3 protein-coding genes are annotated in these 2,919 nt (G+C 32.3%); all 3 read left to right on the top strand.

The annotated features are described in order from the left end of the window. The first annotated feature begins 500 nt into the window (after window positions 1–500). Window positions 501–1,529: a TerC/Alx family metal homeostasis membrane protein gene (locus CKF59_RS04030; protein WP_119534691.1), complete on the top strand. Its 1,029-nt coding sequence runs from the start codon at window positions 501–503 to the stop codon at window positions 1,527–1,529. A 54-nt stretch (window positions 1,530–1,583) separates the two neighbouring features. Next, a complete protein-coding gene (locus CKF59_RS04025) occupies window positions 1,584–2,390 on the top strand; it encodes a stress protein (protein WP_119534690.1) in 807 nt (268 codons plus the stop codon). A 36-nt stretch (window positions 2,391–2,426) separates the two neighbouring features. Next, on the top strand, window positions 2,427–2,919 hold a 493-nt coding region (locus tag CKF59_RS04020), incomplete at its 3' end, for a TerD family protein (RefSeq protein WP_147397114.1).

Below are 2,919 nucleotides of genomic sequence, written 5' to 3'. Positions count from 1 at the left end.
TGATATAAAAAGTTAGTTATATTCGTACCTATATTTAGATCTCGAATTATAAAAAAATTGAATATTACTGATCACACTTTATAGAAAGATAGTTAATATCCTTACGGTTAACTAGGTTATTAACTTTTATTGAAAATGAAAATCTCTTGATTATCAATAAATTAGGGGGGGGGTATTGTTATTTGTCGATTTTGGGTATATTGCAAATTTGTTTTTTTGTATACTACTTAAAAGTAGTATACAAAAAGTAAAAATTACTCTTAAATTTGTGAAGCTTTTATAAATTATCTTGCCTTTTGGTTTTGCTAGTTTAAAAAGCTTTATCTACTCTCGTTTGTGTAAAGTTACCTATAACTTTAAAGTAATAAAGTTATACAATTAGCCTTTAGTTACTTATTTGATACTACTACTCAGAGAGTAACCTTAAATTGGCAATAGGTACACTTTCAAATTTCATTCCGTCGAAACATAAATATTTCAATTCTTAATAAATTATCACTATGAGTCACTTTGGCTTTCCTTTAGAAACTGTAATTATCTTCTTTGGTGTTACTCTATTTTCTATTTATATGGATTTAGTTGCACACCGTAAAACAAAAGACATTTCAATTAAAGATGCAGCTATATGGTCTGTATTTTGGATTCTATTAGCACTCGCTTTTTACTTCTACCTATGGTTTCGTTTTGATAAGACTTGGGCAGATATGTATCTTGCAGGTTATGTTTTAGAAAAGAGTCTTTCAATTGATAACTTAATGGTATTCGTTGCTATTTTTGCTTCATTTGGTATAACTTCTCACTTACAGCATCGAATTTTATATTGGGGAATTTTAGGTGCTTTAGTTTTCCGTGCGATTTTCGTAGTTATTGGAGCGAGTTTATTCCAAGCAAGTCCATGGGTTGGCTTTGTTTTTGCTGCCTTTGTCCTTTGGTCAGGTTGGAAAATGTTAAGTGCAGGATCTAGTGATGAACAAGAGATCGAAGACTATACCGATCACTGGTCTGTAAAAGCTACAGGTAAGTTTTTTCCAGTTTATAAGAAATTACATGGGGAGAATTTTATCGTAAAAGATAGTGAATTACCTGCTCAAGAAACAGATTTATCATCTAAATTAGCATTAGTTACACGTAAAAGTGCTTCTTACGTAACACCTGCATTTTTATGTTTAATGGCAATTGAAACTTCTGATGTTGCCTTTGCGTTTGACTCAGTTCCTGCAGTTATTGCTGTAACTCAAGAACCTTTATTAGTTTACGCTGCGATGATTTTTGCGATTCTTGGTCTCCGTAGTTTATATTTTGTTCTTGCTTCTCTAACTAAATATTTAGTTCATTTAGAAAAAGCGGTAATCGCTTTACTATTCTATATCGGAATTAAAATGGGAGTGCAATCGTACGGAGCTGTAACTAATAACCCTGATTTACATATTCCAGCAAACTGGAGTTTATTTATTGTATTAGGAGTATTAGGTCTAGGAGTAATTGCTTCATTAATCTTCCCTGAAAAGAATAATAAAGAAGAGAAATAATAACTCTTAGAAGCCTCAAAGTTAAAATTTTACTTTCAATATGAGACTTAAGCTATGAGCCACAAAAAATATTTATCTTTCCAATATCGTTTAATGGCTGCTAATAATGATTTTGATTATTCAAAATTACAGCCTTCTAGTGTATCTTCTAAACCCTTACACGAACGTGCTCCTAAGAGTCAAGCGTCTACACAACCAACAACTTCATCTTCACCTAAAGTAAATCTAGGTAAAATTCGTCTAGATAAAGGTGAGCAAAGTACACGAATTAACTTAAATAAATCAGCTCCCGAGTTATTGATTAACTTAACTTGGACACAAAAAGAAGTTAAGAAATCTGGATTATTTGGTGGTTTATTCTCAAGTAATAAAGGTATTGATTTAGATCTAGGAGCTTATTTTCGTTTAATTGATGGTTCGCAAGCATGTATTGATGCTTTACAGTTTTCAAAAGGAAGAGGTGGTCCAAGACATAAGCAAACAAGACAAGGATGTTTTGATAATGCTCCTTACTTATGGCATACCGGAGATGACCGTCAAGGTGGGGCAGGAGAGTCAATTCTTGTAAATCCAAAATTTGCACATCTTATCGATAATATAGTGGTTTACACTTATATTTATGATAATAATGTAGTTTGGTCTGAAACCGATGCTGTTGTAAGTATTAAAGCAAGTGGGCAAGAGGAAATTGAAGTTCACTTAGGAAATGAGAATATTCAAGGTAGATTTGTTGTCTTAGCGCACATTCACTTTAATAATGGTCAGATCCATGTTGAACGTAAAATGTTAGGATTTAATAGCCTACCAGAAATAGATAAATATTTTGGCTGGGGCTTTAGTTATAGCAATGCTAGTAAATAGAACTTTTTTCAACTTAAAATAAGGAGAGTCATAATTATGGCAGTAAGTTTACAAAAAGGTGGAAATATCAATCTTTCAAAAACCGATCCTAGTTTAAATAAAATTCTTGTAGGTTTAGGTTGGGATGCTCGTCAAACCGCTGGTGAAGCTTTTGACTTAGATGCTTCTGCGTTTTTAATTAAAGCTGATAATAAAGTACGTAATGATAAAGACTTTATCTTCTATAATCAATTATCTTCAGTTGATGGCTCAGTAGTACACCAAGGTGATAACCGTGTAGGTGATGCTGATGGTGATGATGAAGTTTTATTAGTAGACTTATCAAAAGTTCCTGCAGATATTCAACGTATTGTATTTACAGTAACAATTTACAATGAGAACCAAACTTTTGGTCAAGTAAGCAACTCATTTATTCGTCTCGTAAATAATGATTCAAATACTGAAGTAGCTCGTTATGACTTAGGTGAAGATTTCTCAAATGAACGTGCTTTAATTTTCGGAGAGTTATATAGACATAATGGTGACTGGA

Source organism: Psittacicella gerlachiana, from assembly GCF_003585965.1.
Classification (GTDB): Bacteria; Pseudomonadota; Gammaproteobacteria; order Enterobacterales; family Psittacicellaceae; genus Psittacicella; species Psittacicella gerlachiana.
Note: the sequence above shows the minus strand (reverse complement) of the source record. Positions and strands in the feature narration are given on the sequence as shown.